Source organism: Streptomyces sp. NPDC054883 (assembly GCF_053610645.1).
Genome location: NZ_JBSGYT010000021.1, coordinates 1 through 16,507 on the forward strand (window position 1 = coordinate 1; position 16,507 = coordinate 16,507).

Annotated in this window: 13 protein-coding genes and 1 riboswitch; of the genes, 2 read left to right on the forward strand and 11 right to left on the reverse strand. The window is 72.9% G+C overall.

What is annotated here, in order from left to right; genetic code table 11:
- Positions 1–58: 58 nt before the first annotated feature.
- The 9 genes from ACWGH1_RS17390 to ACWGH1_RS17430 form a co-directional block, all read right to left on the reverse strand.
- Positions 59–1,447 (reverse strand): class I SAM-dependent methyltransferase, encoded by a 1,389-nt coding sequence (locus ACWGH1_RS17390; protein ID WP_453357639.1) that lies wholly within the window; start codon positions 1,445–1,447, stop codon positions 59–61.
- Between the two features lie 355 nt (positions 1,448–1,802).
- Positions 1,803–3,188, reverse strand: coding sequence for an NAD(P)/FAD-dependent oxidoreductase (locus tag ACWGH1_RS17395; protein ID WP_453355718.1), 1,386 nt, complete (start codon positions 3,186–3,188; stop codon positions 1,803–1,805).
- A gap of 455 nt (positions 3,189–3,643) precedes the next feature.
- The gene (locus ACWGH1_RS17400; RefSeq protein ID WP_453408796.1) at positions 3,644–4,585 is read right to left on the reverse strand and encodes a Ppx/GppA phosphatase family protein; all 942 of its coding nucleotides are present in this window, start codon (positions 4,583–4,585) and stop codon (positions 3,644–3,646) included.
- Positions 4,582–5,121: a DUF501 domain-containing protein gene (locus tag ACWGH1_RS17405; RefSeq protein WP_453355720.1), complete on the reverse strand. Its 540-nt coding sequence runs from the start codon at positions 5,119–5,121 to the stop codon at positions 4,582–4,584. The genes ACWGH1_RS17400 and ACWGH1_RS17405 overlap by 4 nt, the downstream gene beginning before the upstream one ends.
- A gap of 40 nt (positions 5,122–5,161) precedes the next feature.
- Entirely contained in the window at positions 5,162–5,650 is a 489-nt protein-coding gene (locus ACWGH1_RS17410) for an FtsB family cell division protein (protein ID WP_136213601.1), read from the reverse strand.
- A gap of 165 nt (positions 5,651–5,815) precedes the next feature.
- Complete coding sequence (eno, locus tag ACWGH1_RS17415; RefSeq protein WP_453355721.1) at positions 5,816–7,111, reverse strand: phosphopyruvate hydratase; 1,296 nt, start codon at positions 7,109–7,111, stop codon at positions 5,816–5,818.
- Positions 7,112–7,360: 249 nt separating this feature from the next.
- Complete coding sequence (locus ACWGH1_RS17420) at positions 7,361–8,083, reverse strand: transglycosylase family protein (RefSeq protein ID WP_453353608.1); 723 nt, start codon at positions 8,081–8,083, stop codon at positions 7,361–7,363.
- Positions 8,084–8,086: 3 nt separating this feature from the next.
- Positions 8,087–8,258: riboswitch (cyclic di-AMP (ydaO/yuaA leader) on the reverse strand.
- Positions 8,259–8,534: 276 nt separating this feature from the next.
- On the reverse strand, positions 8,535–9,572 hold the full coding sequence (locus tag ACWGH1_RS17425; protein ID WP_453353609.1) for a transglycosylase family protein: 1,038 nt from the start codon (positions 9,570–9,572) through the stop codon (positions 8,535–8,537).
- Positions 9,573–9,686: 114 nt separating this feature from the next.
- A complete protein-coding gene (locus tag ACWGH1_RS17430) occupies positions 9,687–10,961 on the reverse strand; it encodes a cytochrome P450 family protein (protein WP_453353610.1) in 1,275 nt (424 codons plus the stop codon).
- Between the two features lie 120 nt (positions 10,962–11,081).
- Here ACWGH1_RS17430 and ACWGH1_RS17435 point away from each other — a divergent pair, with 120 nt between their 5' ends.
- Positions 11,082–12,299 (forward strand): globin domain-containing protein, encoded by a 1,218-nt coding sequence (locus tag ACWGH1_RS17435; RefSeq protein ID WP_453353611.1) that lies wholly within the window; start codon positions 11,082–11,084, stop codon positions 12,297–12,299.
- Between the two features lie 25 nt (positions 12,300–12,324).
- Here ACWGH1_RS17435 and ACWGH1_RS17440 read toward each other — a convergent pair whose 3' ends face one another.
- Positions 12,325–13,317, reverse strand: a complete 993-nt coding sequence (locus ACWGH1_RS17440) for a nucleoside triphosphate pyrophosphohydrolase (protein WP_453353612.1) — start codon at positions 13,315–13,317, stop codon at positions 12,325–12,327.
- Between the two features lie 28 nt (positions 13,318–13,345).
- Positions 13,346–13,969, reverse strand: coding sequence for a SurA N-terminal domain-containing protein (locus tag ACWGH1_RS17445; protein WP_453353613.1), 624 nt, complete (start codon positions 13,967–13,969; stop codon positions 13,346–13,348).
- Between the two features lie 195 nt (positions 13,970–14,164).
- Here ACWGH1_RS17445 and ACWGH1_RS17450 point away from each other — a divergent pair, with 195 nt between their 5' ends.
- Positions 14,165–16,507: a YfhO family protein gene (locus tag ACWGH1_RS17450; RefSeq protein WP_453353614.1), complete on the forward strand. Its 2,343-nt coding sequence runs from the start codon at positions 14,165–14,167 to the stop codon at positions 16,505–16,507.

Genomic DNA, 16,507 nt, shown 5'->3' on the forward strand with positions numbered 1-16,507 from the left:
CCGGAGTTCCGGTCGCGGGGCCCTTCCCGCATCCCGTGCGCGGTCGGGCCGTACGCGGCTACGGAGCCTGCGGCGCGCCCCACTCGCGGGCCCGCAGCGGCATCCCGGACACCCCGCCGCTCCCGGGACGGACCGCGAGGACCTGGTTGACACCGAGCCGGTTGTGCTCGAAGCCGAGCGCGGAGGCCGCCATGTAGAGCAGCCACACCCGGGCGCGGCCGGGCGAGGTCAGCCGGACGGCCTCGTCCCAGTGCCGCTCCAGCCGGGCCACCCAGGCCCGCAGCGTCAGCGCGTAGTGCTCGCGCAGCGCCTCGACGTCGCGCACCTCGAAGCCGGCCCGCTCCAGTTCGCCGACGGTGGTGCCGATCGGGGAGAGTTCGCCGTCGGGGAAGACGTAGGCGTCGATGAACTCGTCGACCCGGTAAGCCTCTTCGTCCGGCTCCGGCGGCCGGGCGATCTGGTGGTTCAGCAACCGGCCGCCGGGGCGGAGCAGTTCGTGCAGGGTGCGGGCGTACTCGCGGTAGCGGGCGGCGCCCACGTGCTCGGCCATGCCGATCGAGGAGATCGCGTCGTACGGGCCGTCCTTGACGTCCCGGTAGTCCTGGATCCGGATGTCGATCCGGTCGGCCAGGCCCTCCTCGGCGACCCGCTTGCGCGCGTAGACGGCCTGCTCCTGCGAGAGCGTGACCCCGGTGACCTGGGCCCCGTACTCGCGGGCCGCGTGCAGGGCCATGGAGCCCCAGCCGCAGCCCACGTCGAGCAGCCGCTGTCCCGGGGCCAGGTCGAGCTTGCGGCAGACCAGGTCGAGCTTGGCGCGCTGGGCGTCCTCCAGGGTGCCGCCGGGGCTCCAGTACGCGCAGGAGTACACCATCGAGGGGCCGAGGACGTGCTCGTAGAAGGCATTGCCGACGTCGTAGTGGTGGCTTATCGCCCGGCGGTCGCGGCCCTTGCTGTGGATGGCGCCCCCGCGGCGGACGGACTCCTCCGGGGGCGGTGCGGGCGCCGGCCAGGGCCGGGCCAGAGTGATGAGGTCGCGTACGGCGGCCCGTGCCTCGGGGTCGCGCAACAGCATGGCGGTGCCGGCGGTGCCGGCGGCGGCGGCGGGCAGGTGGGGGCGCAGCGCGGCGAGTCCGGCGAGCCCGGTGGTGGCGGGCTTCGCGACCGGCGCGGGGGCGGGTCCGCGCTCCCAGAGCAGTCCGGCCACCCGGTCCAGCAGCTCGAACAGGTCCCCCTCGACGGTCAGGTCACCGGCCACCCAGGCGCGGGCCAGCCCCAGCTCGCCCGGCTTCCACAGCATGCGGCGCAGCGCCCGGCGGTGGTTGAGGACCAGCGTGGGGCCGGTGGACGGGCCGGCCTCGCTGCCGTCCCAGGCTCGTATGCGCACGGGCACAGGGGCGCCCAGCAGGGTTTCGGCGAGAGCGGCCAGCCGCGGCGCGGCGTCGGTCATGGCAGGCACCTCCATAAGTTCCGACCGAACGGCCTACCCATTTCCGGCGGTGGTTAGGCCCTGTCCGGACGATCTTCGCGGAGGCGGCTCAAGGAACGCCCCAGGACGGCACGAGGGCGTGGTGCAGGGGACCGGGGGGTGCGGAGGTCACGGGAGCGCCGGAAGGGGCTGGGAAGGGCGCGAGGGGCCCTTGAGCAGGCGGTTCGCGGGCCCCCCGAGCGGGCACGGGAGCCGCAGGGGGGCACAGGGCCGCCGGGTGCCGGAGACGCCGAAAGGGGCCGCCCGCACCACGGATGGCGGGCGGCCCCTTCGGGGACGTGCTGGTCGTACTCAGGGTGAAGCGGCTCGCGCCGCGTCAGGAGGCCTTGGCCTTCTGGGCCGGAGCCTGGGCGGCGGCCGGGGCCGGCGCCGGCTTGGCGGCCTCGTAGAACTCCTCGCGCGGGGACTCGAGCGCTCCGAGGGAGACGACCTCGCGCTTGAGGAACATGCCGAGGGTCCAGTCGGCGAAGACGCGGATCTTGCGGTTCCAGGTCGGCATGGCCATGCCGTGGTAGCCACGGTGCATGTACCAGGCGAGGCGGCCCTTGAGCTTGATCTTCATCTTGCCCATGACGATCATCGCGACGCCCTTGTGCAGGCCGAGGCCCGCCACCGCACCCTTGTTGGAGTGCGAGTACTCGTGCTGCGGGAAGCCCCGCATGCCCGAGATGACGTTGTCGCCGAGGACCTTGGCCTGGCGCAGCGCGTGCTGGGCGTTCGGCGGGCACCAGGCGTTCTCGACGCCGGCCTTGCGGGCGGCGACGTCCGGGACCTGGGCGTTGTCGCCCGCGGCCCAGATGTAGTCGGTGCCGGTGACCTGGAGGGTCGGGGCGGCGTCGACGTGGCCGCGCGGGCCGAGCGGAAGGCCGTAGCGGGCCAGGACCGGGTTCGGCTTGACGCCGGCGGTCCAGACGATGGTGTTGGAGTCGACCTCGAGGCCGTTCTTCAGCACCACGTGGCCGTCCACGCAGGAGTCCATGGAGGTGTTGAGGTAGATCTCGATGCCGCGGGACTCGAGGTGCTCCTTGCCCCAGCTGCCGAGCTTCGGCCCGACCTCGGGAAGGATCTTGTCGGCCGCGTCGACCAGGATGAAGCGCATGTCCTCGCGCTTGATGCTGGAGTAGTACTTGGCCGCGTCGCGGGCCATGTCCTCGACCTCGCCGATGGTCTCCGCACCGGCGAAGCCGCCGCCGACGAAGACGAAGGTGAGGGCCTTGCGGCGGACGTTCTCGTCCGTCGTGGACTCGGCCTTGTCGAGCTGCTCGAGTACGTGGTTGCGCAGGCCGATGCCCTCTTCGACGCCCTTCATGCCGATGCCCTGTTCGGCGAGGCCGGGGATCGGGAAGGTGCGGGAGACGGCGCCGAGCGCGATCACCAGGTAGTCGAAGGGCAGCTCGTACGCCTCGCCGACCAGCGGCGTGACGACGGCGACCTTGCGGTCCTGGTCGATGCTGGTGACCCGGCCGGTGAGAACCTCTGCCTTGGGCAGCACGCGTCGCAGCGGGACGACGACGTGCCGAGGCGAGATGCTGCCTGCGGCCACTTCGGGGAGGAAGGGCTGGTAGGTCATGTACGAGCGCGGGTCGACAACCGTGACGGTCGCCTCGCCGTAGCGCATCTTCTTCATGATGCGCTTGGCTGCGTACAGGCCTACGTACCCACCTCCTACAACGAGGATCCTGGGACGCTCCGTGGTGCTCATGGAACGAGTATCCAGCACCCCCAGGGGTGACGCTCGTGAGCCCCTTCACAAGGTGCTCGGGACCCTCTGCTACACTGCGCCGCCCACGTGACCCAGATCATGGCGCCGAACGGGAACCACCGTGTAACGGGAGTCGTTGTTCACCCGTCCTGAACTGGCCTCCTAGGCCGAAAACGGAGTAGACCACCGGGTTCGTGGATACCTACCGACCCGCGTCGGCCGCCTCCGCCAATCGCACGAACGCTCGCACAAAAAGGGCCCGCTGGGCGCGGGAACGCCCCGAAGGACCCTCCACTTCACCCTGCGGGCCTCTTTTCCTTGTGAAGAACTTCACGAAGCTCGTGCATTCGAAGGCTCTTCCGCCTCCCGAACAGGCCCCCACAAGGTCCGGTCCACGCCCGCTCCAGGCCCGAACGACCCGCGAACCAGGCCGACTCGGTCCGCCGCGGGGTCGCTCAGGCCACGGACCAGGCGATGCCGTCGAGGATGTCGTGTTCCGAGACCACGACCTCCGAGGCGCCGACGCGCTCCATGATCGCGAGCAGGACCAGGGCGCCCGCGCCGATCACGTCGACCCGGCCCGGGTGCATGACCGGGATGGCCTCGCGTTCGGCGTGCGTGGAGGTCAGCATCCGCTCGGTGACCGCGCGGACCTCCTCGTAAGCGATCCGGGAGTGGTGGATCGCCGACGAGTCGTACTCCGCCAGGCCCAGCGAGACGGCGGCGACGGTGGTCACCGAGCCCGCGAGGCCCACCAGGGTGCGGGCCCGCTCCAGCGGCACCGCATCGGCGGCCAGGTCCAGGGCGGCCTCGATGTCGGCCCTTATGGCGGCGACCTGCGCCCCGGTCGGCGGGTCACTGACCACCCCGTCCACCACGAGGTGGCGTTCGGTCATCCGGACGCAGCCCACGTCCACGGAACGGGCCGCCTCGACGTGCTCCGAGCCGACGACGAACTCGGTGGAACCGCCGCCGATGTCCACGACCAGGAACGGCCGCTCCAGGTCGGCGCGGCCCGTGAGCTCCTTGGTGGCACCGGTGAAGGAGAACTCCGCCTCCTGGTCCCCGGTGATCACCTCGGGCTCCACGCCCAGGATCTCCAGCACCCCCTGGACGAACTCCTCGCGGTTCTCGGCGTCCCTCGAGGCCGAGGTGGCCACGAAACGCACCCGTTCGGCGCCCAGCTCCTTGATCACCGCGGCGTACTCGCGGCAGGCCGCGAAGGTGCGCTCCAGCGCCTCCGGGGCCAGCCGGCCCGTCTTGTCCACGCCCTGGCCGAGCCGGACGATGGTCATCCGGCGGTCCAGCTCCACGATGTCACCCGTCTCCCGGTCGCAGTCCGCGACCAGCAGGCGGATGGAGTTCGTACCGCAGTCGATGCCCGCGACCCGGGTCACCGCGACGACTCCTGCTCCCCCGCGCACGGCGTGACGCAGGGCCCCTTGGCCCACCACTGCGGCAGCATCGCCAACGCCTCGTCACCGAACGGGTTCACCCCGGGACCGGCCGCCAGCGAGTGGCCGACCAGGACGTGCAGGCACTTCACCCGGTCCGGCATGCCACCGGCGCTCGGGAAGCCCTGGAGCACCTCGATGGCGTCGCGGCGGGTGATGTAGTCCTCGTGCGCGGCCCGGTAGGCGGCGGCCAGCTCGGGGTCCTCGGCGAGCCGGGCCTGCATCTCCTTCATCACGCCGTTGGCCTCCAGCGTGCCGATCGCACCGGCGGCGCGCGGGCAGGTCAGGTAGTACAGCGTCGGGAAGGGAGTGCCGTCGGGGAGCCGGGGGGCGGTCTCCACCACGTCCGGCTGCCCGCAGGGACAGCGGTGGGCGATGGCGCGCAGGCCGCGCGGCGGGCGGCCGAGCTGCTGCTCGAACGCCTCGATGTCCGCGGCGGTCGGCTCGGTGCGGTCGGTCTGGGGCGGGGGCGTCTGCATGCCTGGAGTGCGTCTCTTCGTTTCGTGTGGGTGGTCTGGGTCAGTCGCCGGGCCGGTCGGCCTTGTCGACGCCGTCCCAGACGTTCGAGTACCAGGGCCGGTCGGAACCGGCCTGCCCGGTGCGGCGGTGCTCCGCGGCCTCGGCCCCGGGGTCGTTCATGATGTAGCCGATCTCGCCCGGGCGCAGGAAGTGCAGGTGCTTGCGCGCCTGCTGCTCGGCGTAGGCCGGGTCCTGCCAGCGGGCCTTCTCGTCGCGCAGCTGTTCGAGGCGCTTGCGCGCGCCGTCGGCGGCCCGCTGCTGGTCCGCGATCTCCGAGCGCTGGGACACGTACTGGCGCATCGGATACGCGAGGGCGACGACCAGCGTACAGAGGACGAGGACGAGCAGCGCCGCACGGCCGGTGAGCCGGCTGCGGCGGACCTGACGGCGCGACTGCGAGCGGTACACGTGGGCGGCGGTCCGCTCGCCGAGCTGCTTGAGCCTGGTCGCGGTCGAGAAGGTGGAGAACCGATCCCGGTTCCCGGCCATGGTCCCGCCTCCCCTTCGCACGCGGTACGCAATACGTCCCCGCACACGGTACGGGACCGAGTGCGGGGACGTACGGAGGCCAGCTCCGCGAGGCGGTGATTGCCCCTTGTCGTGCTTACCGGTCCGCGGACCGGCTGTGCCTACTGGTCCGCAGAGCGGCTGTGCCTACTGGTCCGCAGAGCGGAACCGGGGGAAGGCCGAGCGGCCCGCGTACACGGCGGCGTCGTCGAGGATCTCCTCGATGCGCAGCAGCTGGTTGTACTTCGCGACGCGGTCCGAGCGGGCCGGGGCGCCGGTCTTGATCTGGCCGCAGTTCACGGCGACGGCGAGGTCGGCGATGGTGACGTCCTCGGTCTCGCCGGAGCGGTGCGACATCATGCACTTGAAGCCGTTGCGCTGGGCCATCTCGACGGCGTCCAGGGTCTCGGTCAGCGAACCGATCTGGTTGACCTTGACGAGCAGGGCGTTCGCGGAGCCCTCCTCGATGCCGCGGGCCAGCCGCTCGGGGTTGGTGACGAAGAGGTCGTCGCCGACGATCTGGACCTTGGCGCCCAGGCGGTCGGTGATGGTCTTCCAGCCGGCCCAGTCGTCCTCGAACAGCGGGTCCTCGATGGAGACGAGCGGGTACGCCTCGACGAGCTCGGCGTAGTAGTCGGTCATCTCGGCGGCCGAGCGGGACTGGCCCTCGAACTCGTACTTGCCGTCCTTGTAGAACTCGGACGCGGCGACGTCGAGCGCGAGCGCGATGTCCTTGCCCGGGGTGTAGCCGGCCTGCTTGATGGCCTCGAGGATGAGGTCGAGCGCGGCGCGGTTGGACTCCAGGTTCGGGGCGAAGCCGCCCTCGTCGCCCAGGCCGGTGGACAGGCCCTTGGTGTGCAGGACCTTCTTGAGGGTGTGGTAGACCTCCGCGCCCCAGCGCAGCGCCTCGGAGAAGGACTCCGCGCCGATCGGGGCGATCATGAACTCCTGGATGTCGACGTTGGAGTCGGCGTGCGACCCACCGTTGAGGATGTTCATCATCGGGACGGGCAGCAGGTGCGCGTTCGGGCCGCCGAGGTAGCGGAAGAGCGGCAGGTCCGAGGCCTCGGACGCGGCGTGCGCGACGGCCAGGGAGACGCCGAGGATGGCGTTGGCGCCGAGGGAGGCCTTGTTGTCGGTGGCGTCCAGGTCGAACATGGCCTGGTCGATCAGCCGCTGCTCGGTGGCGTCGTAGCCGACGAGCTCCGGGCCGATCTGCTCGATGACGGCGAGGACGGCCTTCTCGACACCCTTGCCCATGTAACGGTTGGGGTCACCGTCACGGAGCTCGATGGCCTCGAATGCGCCGGTGGAGGCGCCGGACGGGACTGCAGCACGGCCGGTGCTGCCATCGTCGAGGCCCACCTCGACCTCGACCGTGGGGTTGCCTCGGGAGTCCAGGATTTCCCGGGCTACGACGACGTCGATGGACGGCACGAGCATCTCCTTCTGGGATGTGACGCTGGGTGTGCGGTGGCAGGCGGCCGTAGGACGGCCCTGCCGACTAGAGCCTAACCGGCTCCGGGCACTGGACCCGCCGACCGCCCGCGTCCTGGGACGAAAAACCGGCCGGACACCCGCTTTCCCGGACAAAGGGACCGCCGGTCGGCCGCGATCCGGCCGCGGACGCGCCACCGCCCGGCGCGTGGGGTACGCGCCGGGCGGTGGCCGGAGTCGGTGTTACCCGATGGTTCAGCTGAGCTTCAGCTTCTGACCCGGGAAGATCAGGTCGGCGTCGGAGACGATGTCCTTGTTCAGCTCGAAGAGCTTCTCCCAGCCGCCCTTGACGCCGTTCACCTCGGCGATGGTGCCCAGGGTGTCGCCCTCCTTGACCTCGTACGAGCCGTTGCCCGTCTTCGGGGCCTCGGTCTTCGGGGCGGCCTTGGGGGCCTTGGGGGCCTCGGCGCGCTCGGAGCGGGTGACCGGGGCCTCGGGCCGCTTGGTCTCCTTCTTCGGCGCCGGGGCGGCCTTGGTCTCGGTCTCGGTCTTCGGCTTCGGCTTGGGGGCCTCGGCCGCACCGCCGCCGTTGTACGAGGAGTTCGACAGGCCCACGCCACAGGACGGCCACGCGCCCTTGCCCTGGCCCTTGAGGACCTTCTCGGCGATGGCTATCTGCTGGGACCTGGAGGCCTGGTTGGCCTGCGCGGCGTACGCCTTGCCGCCGTAGGCGGCCCAGGTGGAGGACGAGAACTGCAGGCCGCCGTAGTAACCGTTGCCGGTGTTGATGGCCCAGTTGCCGCCGGACTCACAGGCCGCGACGCGGTCCCACTCGGAGCCGGTCGCGGCGCTCGCGGAGCCGGCTGCCATGAGCGGCGCGGCGACGGCGACACCGGCGACGCCGGCGAGCGTGACGATACGGGTGGTCCGCTCAATGGCCGTGGCGCGGCGGTGCTTGCCCTTGCCGGAAAGCAGCATGGAGTTTCTCCTCACCGACGCCTGCGAGGTGAGCTGTCGGGTTCGGGCGAGTGAGTTGCCCGGCCGCGCGACCAGCGCGCGGCTTAACCCCTAGCCGGTTCCGTGGCCGTCTCTCAACGGCCGGTCCCGGCGCCTACCTTGGTTCCCCCGCTCCTGCCTTCGGCGCTTTACGCGACGACTGTTCCCTCCGTCCGCCGGCAGGATTCGGCGATGCGGTCGAAGGGGCCCGCGGTGGCGAGCGATTCAGAAGGTAGACAGGTCTCTCCCCGATGTTCAACGAGGGACATCGGGGAGAAATCGGCCTGCTTGCGTTCCGCTTAGGGGCGTTTTCGCAGGTGAGGGCGGGGTTTGCGGGAGCTTCGGTACGAGACGCGCCAGTTGACCGGAAGAGACGCATGTCTCACTTGCGGATAACGGGCATTCAGCTCTTTACGCCCGCCCGAAGTGCCCGTTATTTCTTGGTTAGATCCAGATTCTGCCCGGGCTTGATGAGGTCGGCGTCGTTGCCGATGACCTGCTCGTTGGCCTCGTAGAGCGCGTTCCAGCCCCCCTTGAGTCCCTGGGCGTTGGCGATGGCGGTCAGGCTGTCGCCCGCCTTCACCGTGTACGTGGGGTCCGACGCGGCGTCAGGCGCAGCGGGCGTCTCGACCGCCGCCGGGCCGCGGTGCTTGCCGCCGCCCTCGGCCGCGGAGTCGGCCGTGGGGGCGTTCGGCGTGGCGGACGGCGTCCCGGCGGCCGGGCCGGCGGGCGCGGCGGGCGTCCCGGACGGGGAGGGCGTGGCCGGCGCCGTCGCGGTGCCCGGCGTCGTCGGGGTGGCCGGCGCGGTGGCGGACGGGGCGCCGGGCTGCGTCGGGTCGGGCGTCGTCGGCAGGTCCGGCTCGGGCATGACGGGCAGTCCGCTGTTGGGCGCGAGCGGCGCGACGGGCAGCGTGAACGGCGCCGTGGCGGACGGGCTCGGGGCGCCGGGGGCCGGGGCGGCCGGGGTGGGTGCGCCGAAGTCGGTGGCGGGGTCGCCGGAGCCGGCGTCCGGGACCGCGTTGTCGGGGCGGGAGGGACTGGGGGCGACCTGCCGGGGAGCCCCCAGCGCACCCGGGTCCACGTCGGCGGCGGGGCCGTCCTTGACCAGCCCGGAGGACGCGGCGCACAGCGGCCACGCCTGGGGGCCCTGCGAAGCCAGCACCCGCTCGCCGACGGCTATCTGCTGGGACCGGCTCGCGAGGTCCGGGCGCGCCGCGAACTCGAGACCGCCCGCGTTGTTCCACTGCTCCTGGGTGAACTGGAGTCCGCCGTAGGCACCGCTGCCGAAGTTGGCGCTCCAGGTGCCACCGCTCTCGCACTCGGCGACGCTGTCCCACGTGGAGGTGTCGGCAGCCGAGGCGTTGGTGGCCGCGAGCAGCGGCAGGGCCAGCGCGGAGCCCGTGACTCCGGCGGTGACGACGATGGCGGGTACCTGGCGGGGGCGTCTGTGGCGGCCGTTCCCGGAACGCATGTAGTGCACCTTTCGCATAACGGCGGGGTAACGGCAGAACCTAGCCCCCTTCGAACGCATGTCACAAGTTCGGCCGGTAACTGACTCCGGGTCAGGCGGTGCCCCGTTATGGCCTCAGATGTTTCGGGGTGTGAAGCGGACCGGAAGAGTGCGCAGGCCACGCATGATGAGTCCGCCGCGCCAGCGCAGGTCCGCAGATGGAACGGCGAGTTCCAGATCGGGCAGACGCATCAGCAAACTCGCGAGCGCGGTCTGGCCTTCGAGCCGGGCGAGCGGGGCGCCGAGGCAGTAGTGGATGCCGTGGCCGTACCCGAGGTGCTGATTGTCACTGCGCGAGAGGTCCAGGGCGTCCGGATCCGCGAACCGCCCGGGGTCCCGGTCGGCAGCCGCGAGGACCACCAGGACCGGGTCCCCGGCGGCGATGTGCTGCCCGCCGAGCACGAACGGCTCGGTGGCGAAGCGCCAGGTGGCCAGCTCCACCGGACCGTCGTAGCGCAGCAGTTCCTCGACGCCGGTGGCGAGCAGGGCGCGCTCCCCGGCGGCCAGCGAGGCCTGGAGGCGCTCGCGCTGGCCGGGGTTCATGAACAGGGCGTGCAGCCCGTTGCCGATCAGGTTGACGGTCGTCTCGAAACCGGCGAAAAGCAGGATGAAAGCCATGGCGGTGGCCTCGGCCTCCGTCAGGTGGTCGCCGTGGTCGCTGGCCCGGATCAGGTCCGAGATGAGGTCATCACCCAGATCATCCCTTTTGCGGTGGATGAGTTCGCCGAGGTACGTCCGCATCTGCTTGACCGAGCGGGCGACGCCGCCGCGCGGCCCACCGCCGTGCCGGATCATCATCCCGGCCCAGTCCCGGAAGTCGTCCTGGTCCTCGCGCGGTACGCCGAGCATCTCGCAGATGGCGTAGATGGGGAGCGGGAACGCGAACTCGTGGATGAGGTCCGCCTCGCCCCTGCTCTCGAACTGCCCGATGAGGTGGTCGGTCAGCTCCTGCACCCGCGGGGCGAACCCGGCCACCCTGCGCGGGGTGAACGCCTTCGACACCAGCCGCCGCAGCCGGGTGTGGTCCGGCGGGTCGATGTTCAGCAGGTGCGTCATCAGCTCCGCCTTGCGCTCGCCGGGGATCCCGGTCTTGCCCTTGGCGTGCGCCGGCTCCGCGTGGTGCGCCGGATTCTTGCTGAGCCGCTGGTCGGCGAGGGCCTGGCGGGCGTCGGCGTACCGGGTCACCAACCAGGCCTCCACCCCGCTGGGCAGCTTCGTCCGGTGCACGGGCGCGTGCTCCCGCAGCCAGGCGTACGCCGGGTAGGGGTCGGTGGCGAACTCCCAGTCGAACAGGGTGGGGCCCTGGGGGGAGGCGGGGTCTTCGGGGGCTGCGGGAGTCGGCTCGTGCACCCGTCGACCGTATCCCGGCGGCCGGCCGGCACCCGCTATGGGCGGTTCGCCCGGGCTGGCCGCAGATGCGCTCCCGCTTGACGCGGTCGCGTTCGCCGTTCCTACTTCGGTGCTGTGGACGTGAGGATCTTGAAGAGCAGCTTCGCCGTGGTGGAGAGACGCGCCGAGCACGCGGCCAGGTTCTTCTACTCCCACCTCTTCTGGCACCACCCCGAGCTCCGCGAGCTCTTCCCCGCCGCCCCCGAGGAGATGCAGCGGCAGCGCGACCGGCTGTTCGCCGCCCTGACCCATGTCGTCGCCCAGTTGGGGAGCGAGTCGCTCCTCCCCTATCTCCGCGACCTCGGCCGCGACCACCGCAAGTTCCTGGCCGGCCCCGAGCAGTACGCGGCCGTCGGCACCAGCCTGCTCGCCGCGCTCGCCGAGGCCGCCGGCGAGGCGTGGACCCCGGCCGTGGCGCGGGCCTGGGCCGAGGCGTACCGGGTGATCGCCGGGGTGATGACCGCCGCGGCCGCGCAGAGCGAGGAGCCGCCCTGGTGGGACGCCGAGATCGTGCGCCACCTGCGGTACGGACGGGACGTCGCCGTGCTGACCCTGCGTCCGCACGCCCCGCTGGGCCACCGGCCCGGCCAGTACGTGAGCGTGAGCAGCGACCGCGTCCCGGCCTGCTGGCGCACGTACTCCCTGGGCAACGCGCCCCGCCCCGACGGGACCGTCGACCTGCACGTGAGCCGGATCGAGGGGGGCCGGCTCAGCACCGTCCTGGTCGGCGCCGCGGACCCGGGCGAGCTGCTGCGCCTCGGCGCGCCCGGCGGCGCCCTGACGCTGCGCCGCGACGGCCGCCCCGTCACCCTCATAGCCGCCGGCACCGGCTGGGCCCCGGTCCGGGCCCTGCTGGAAGAGCTCGCGCAGCGTCCGCCCGAACGGGCCGTCCGGCTCTTCGTCGTCGCGCGGGACGCCGCGCACCTCTACGATCGGCCCTTCATCGACGCGTACGCCGCCGCCTTCGAGTGGCTCGCCGTCACCTACGTCACCCCGGCCCCCGGGCACCACCGCAACGGGGCCACCGGCCGGCTGGCGGCCGCGCTCGGCCATCGCGGACTGTGGTGGGAGCAGGACGTCTACCTCAGCGGGCCGGAGCCGTTCATCGCGGAGACGGCCCGCGTCCTGGGGCGGCTCGGCGCGCACCCCGGGCGCGTCTTCCACGACCAGGTCCCCCCCACCGGGACCGGCGGCGGGCACGGCCCGAACGGGCGGCCCCTCGGCTTCGGGGAATGGTTCCTCAGCCGGCCGGCACCGCACTGGCACGATCCCGCGGCCCGCGCGCCCCGGGAACCGTGACCCCTGCTCCCCTACTACTGCTCCCCTACTCCCCGACGCCCTCCGCGGCGCGGATCGCCGCCCGGTAGGCGCGGGCCGCCGCGCGCAGCGCCGTTTCGGGGTCGATGCCCTGCGCCTCGGCGCGCGCCGCCAGTTCGAGCAGTTCGTAGCCGATCCCCTCGCCGCGGGGCAGCTCCACGGCCACCGCGCCCGCCCGGGCCCGGCCCGCGAGCTTGGCCGCGAGCGCGAGACCGGGCTGGCCCAGCGGAACGCCGTCGGTGACCGACTCCCGCTGCTTCTCCACCGCTTTGGTGCGCTGCCAGTGCGCGCTGACATCCTCGGGGGTCTCGGCCGCCGCGTCGCCGAAGACGTGCGGGTGCCGCCGGATCAGCTTCTCGACCAGGTTCCCGGCCACGTCGTCGATGGAGAACGGCTCCTCCCCGTCTTCCGGGCGGCCTTCCTGTGCGATCCGCGCGTGGAAGAAGACCTGGAGCAGGACGTCGCCCAGTTCCTCCTGCAGTTCCGCGCGGTCGCCCGTCTCGATCGCCTCGACCAGCTCGTACGCCTCCTCGATGGCGTACTTCACCAGCCCCTCGTGGGTCTGGCGCGAGGTCCAGGGGCATTCGCGGCGCACCCGGTCCATCACCTGCACCAGGTCGAGCAGGCGGGCACCGGGCAGGTCGTAGGAGCCGGGCAGCAGCTCCAGGTCGGGCATGGCGACCCGGCCGGAGCCGGCCAGCCGGGCCAGTCCGTCGGTGAGCCGCTGGTCGCCTTCGCCGGCCGGCAGCACCACGACGGTGCGGCCGCCGGCGCACGCCTCGACGAGGGCGTGGGCGTCGGGGCTCTCGTGCGCCACCTCCACGCCCGCCTCGCGCAGGTACGGCAGCTGCGGGTGGCCGGGGTCGGCGCACAGCACCCGGTCTGCGGCCCGCAAGGTCTGCCACGCCGACCAGGACAGCAGGCCGGGGGCGACCCGGTGGCTGGTGGTCAGCAGGACGATGCGGCCGGTGGGCTCGGAGGGCGGCGCGTGCTCAGTCACCCTCCGAACCTACCTCCGCGGGTCCGGCTCAAGCCCCGGCGGGGGCCTGCTCGGGGCGGGTCTGCCGGGTGATCCACGGGGTCGTCTCGTCGCCGAGCAGGATCTGCCGCGCGTCCCAGCGGCCGTAGCGCGGGTTCACCTGGACGTGCAGCGCGTTGGCGGCGGCCGAGAGCTTGGCCAACGCCTTGTCCTGGTCGCCGTAGTGCTCGAACAGCTTGTCGCGCAGCAGCTTGAAACGGGTGTCCGCGTCCATCTGGCCGGGGGCCAGCTGGGCCTGCTGGAGGGCCGCCGTCTCCAGCGCCGCGGGGGTGCCCGCCTGCTGGAGCTGGGCCTTGCGGACGTCCTCGATCTCCTTGGTCGTCACGGTGACCCCGGCGTCCTCCGCCGCCCGCTCCAGGACGGCGGTCTGGATCATCCGGTTCAGCTTGGACCGGTCCAGGCGGGGTGTCGCCTCGATCAGCTGGTCGCCCTGTCCGGAACGGTTCTGCGCGCTGCGGACGTCGTTCACCTGGGCCTGGAGCGCTGAGGTGGTGATCCGTTCACCGCCGACGACGGCCGCCGTGCCGGGATGTGCCTGACCGGAGCAGGCGGACAGCAGGGGGGCCGCCGCGAGCAGGGCGGCGGAGACGGAGAGCGCTGTGCGACGGTGCAAAGGAGCCTCCAGGGCCGGGAGATTGTGCGGCGATGCACAAGAAGGCCGTGCGGTGATCGATGGTATGCAGTCGGGGGGTTCCGAGCCACCGGTTCGACCAACGATTACCGGGGTGTCGGGGTGCGGCGCATGTTCGTGCCCCCGCCACCGCGCTGTCATCCCGCGGACCGGTGCCGCTGTCAGGGTCGGCCCACCATGTCGACACCGCACCGCTCGCGGCGCCGCACCTCACTCACGGGCGCCGCGCTCGCCGCTCTGATCACGACGGCGGCCGTCTGCGCGGGGGACGCCGTCGCGCGCGTCTTCCCGTACGGGCACCGCCACCGCAGCGTCAACGACCTCGGCAACCAGTTCGTGCCCTTCCACGCGCACCTGTGGGACCTGCTGCACGGCCGCGCCGCGGGCGGGCTGCTGCTCAACTGGCAGTCCGGTTACGGGACGAGCTTCCTGCCCGACTACGGGACGTACCTGAGCAGCCCGTTCGCGGTGCTCGTGGGGCTCTTCCCGCGCACCGGCATCGACCTGGCGGTGTACGTCGTCACCGTGCTCAAGACGGCGGTGGCCGGGGCGGCGATGGCCTGGCTGCTGCGCACGCAGCGGCGCGGGCCGTGGTGGGCGGCCGGGCTGCTGGGCGCCTCGTACGCGCTGTGCGGCTGGTCGGTGATCGAGGCGTCCTACAACCCGATGTGGCTGGACGGCCTGATCGCGTTCCCGCTGCTGTGCCTGACGGGCGAGTGGGCGCTGCGCGGGCGGCGGCCGGTGGCGGGGGTGCTGGTGGTGGCCGTCTGCTGGACGGCGAACTTCTACACCGCCTACATGGCGACGCTGGGCGCGGCGCTGGTGTTGCTGGTGCGGCTGGTGCTGACCCGGGAGGGCGTGCGGGAACGGCTGCGGGTGTGCGGGCGGGCGGCGGGGGCGACCGTACTGGGGGTGGCCCTGTCCGCGCCGGTGCTGCTGCCGGTGTTCCTGAGCTCGAAGCAGGCCTACCCGGGCTGGTTCAAGGAGTTCCGGCCGGTGCCGGCGTCCGACCTGCTGGCGCGGCTGCTGCCCGCCACCTACTCCTTCTCCTCCCCGGCGCTGTTCGTCGGGACCGGAACGCTGCTGCTGGCGGCGGCCCTGCCGTTCCACCGGGCGCTGCCGCTGCGGGCCCGGCTGTGGTGGGCGGGCCTGGTGGTGGCCGTGCTGCTGTCCCTCCAGTGGGCGCCGGCCCATCTGGCCTGGCACGTCTTCGCGACGCCGAACGGCAGCCCGTACCGGCAGACCTTCGTCCTCGCCGGAATCGTGGTGATCGCCGCCTGGACCGCGCTGGCGGGCGGGCCGCCCGGCTTCGCGGCCCTTGCGACGGGGGCCGGGGTGCTGGGCGCCGTCGCACTGGGGGCGGCCGGCAGCGGGCTCGCGACAGGGTGGGGGTACGGCCTGTTCGGCGCCGGGGCGGCCCTGGCGGTGGCCGCCTGGGGGCTGCTCGGGCGTCGGAGGCGGGCCGCCTGGCCGGCGGCTTGGCTGCTGGCGCTGGTCCTGGTGGCGCAGGCCGCGGCGACCACCGCGTACGGGCACCAGGGCACCCTGCGCGGCCTGGACGACTACCCCTCCTGGGGCCCCGCGCACTCCGCCCGCGCCGACGCGCTGGCCGGCGCCGAGGACTGGCCCGCGTACCGGACCGACCCGGGCAGGCCCGCCCTGACGGGCAACGACCCGCTGCTGCTGGGCGGTGAGGGCGGCGCCTACTACAGCAGCCACACCCCCGACGTGTTCACCCGCACGATGGTCGCCCTCGGCGCCGGCTGGACCTCGCGCGGCCGCAACGTGCAGAGCCTGGACAACCCGGTGACGGACGCCCTGTTCGCGGTCGGCGCCCGGCTGCGGCCCGACGGCACGCTCAGCCGCGCCGAGACCCTGCCGCTGGTCACGCTCCGCCCGTCGGGGCCGGCGCCGTCCTACGGGGAGTCGCCCTTCGCCAACCAGGAACTCCTGCTGGGCGCCCGGGTGTACGAGGACCCCGTCGCCCCCGGGGTGTGCCGTGCGGGCACCGAGGCGTTCCTGTGGGCGCCGCAGTACAACGCCACCGCCCGGCTGGCGGACGGGCCGGCGTTCCGCTTCAACGCCGCTCCGCCGCGCAACCGGGCCGCGCTCCAGCCGATGGGCCCCTCCCGGGGCGCCGCCTCGGCCCTGGTCTTCGACGGGCCGGTGCCCGCGCGGTGGCTGCTGTCCTGCCTGGACCGGGCCCGGCTGGACGCGACGGTGGCGGCGCTGCGCGCGTCGGCCCCCGTCGAGGTGCGGGTCGGCGCGTCCGGGGTCGGCGCCACCTTCCGCCCGGGCGCCACGGGCACCGCCGTCCTGGCGGCGCCCGCCATCGCCGGCTGGACCTGCGACGGGCGTCCGGCCGGTGCCCGCCTGGGGCTCGTCGCCGTCCCGCTGGACGGCCGCACCACCACGGTGGGCTGCCGGTTCCGGCCCCCGGGGCTGCTGCCGGGGGCGGCCCTCGCGGCGGCGGCCCTGCTGGTGGTGGCCGTGCGGGCGCGGTGGCGCCGCCGGGGGTGA

What these genes read in the sequence shown, in the direction of transcription:
- ACWGH1_RS17390 (WP_453357639.1), bottom strand. Translation starts at nt 1,447, where the DNA reads ATGACCGACGCCGCGCCGCGGCTGGCCGCTCTCGCCGAAACCCTGCTG.
- ACWGH1_RS17395 (WP_453355718.1), bottom strand. Translation starts at nt 3,188, where the DNA reads ATGAGCACCACGGAGCGTCCCAGGATCCTCGTTGTAGGAGGTGGGTAC.
- ACWGH1_RS17405 (WP_453355720.1), bottom strand. Translation starts at nt 5,121, where the DNA reads ATGCAGACGCCCCCGCCCCAGACCGACCGCACCGAGCCGACCGCCGCG.
- ACWGH1_RS17410 (WP_136213601.1), bottom strand. Translation starts at nt 5,650, where the DNA reads ATGGCCGGGAACCGGGATCGGTTCTCCACCTTCTCGACCGCGACCAGG.
- eno (WP_453355721.1), bottom strand. Translation starts at nt 7,111, where the DNA reads ATGCTCGTGCCGTCCATCGACGTCGTCGTAGCCCGGGAAATCCTGGAC.
- ACWGH1_RS17420 (WP_453353608.1), bottom strand. Translation starts at nt 8,083, where the DNA reads ATGCTGCTTTCCGGCAAGGGCAAGCACCGCCGCGCCACGGCCATTGAG.
- ACWGH1_RS17425 (WP_453353609.1), bottom strand. Translation starts at nt 9,572, where the DNA reads ATGCGTTCCGGGAACGGCCGCCACAGACGCCCCCGCCAGGTACCCGCC.
- ACWGH1_RS17450 (WP_453353614.1), top strand. Translation starts at nt 14,165, where the DNA reads ATGTCGACACCGCACCGCTCGCGGCGCCGCACCTCACTCACGGGCGCC.